Consider the following 396-nt stretch of genomic DNA (forward strand, 5'->3'; position numbering starts at 1 on the left):
CGTGCGGGCGGCACACCAGGATCGGCAGGTGCGCTGCGCGGGCGGCTCCTCATGGGCGCGGGCGCACTCACGGAAGGGGACCCCCGGGCCCGCCGGGGACGGCGTACCGCGCACGCAGATGCTCGAGGTAGTCGGCCGGGTACGGGTGGGCCTGGTCCTGGGCGCCGTGGCGGTGCAGCGTCAGGCTGCCGTCCGGGTGCATCGCCACGGTGGTCGTCGCCCGCCGGGGCGGGCCGACCGCCGGCTCGTCGAGGGCGTGGGGCGACCGCAGTACGGGGACGCCGGCGGGGAACACGGCCAGCGCTTCGGCGGTGTCGGCGGCGGGCGGCCGGCCGGTGCGGTTGGCGCTGCTGACGTACAGCACCCGGTGCTCGTCCAGGAGGGGGCGCAGCGGCT

Annotated in this window: 1 pseudogene; it reads right to left on the bottom strand. The window is 78.3% G+C overall.

Annotation, left to right across the window (positions count from 1 at the left end):
• Window positions 1-67: 67 nt before the first annotated feature.
• Window positions 68-396: pseudogene (locus G3I78_RS50260) on the bottom strand (hypothetical protein); the annotation flags it as partial.

Origin of the sequence: Streptomyces sp. SID13726, from assembly GCF_010548375.1 — a bacterium.
Taxonomy (GTDB): domain Bacteria; phylum Actinomycetota; class Actinomycetes; order Streptomycetales; family Streptomycetaceae; genus Streptomyces.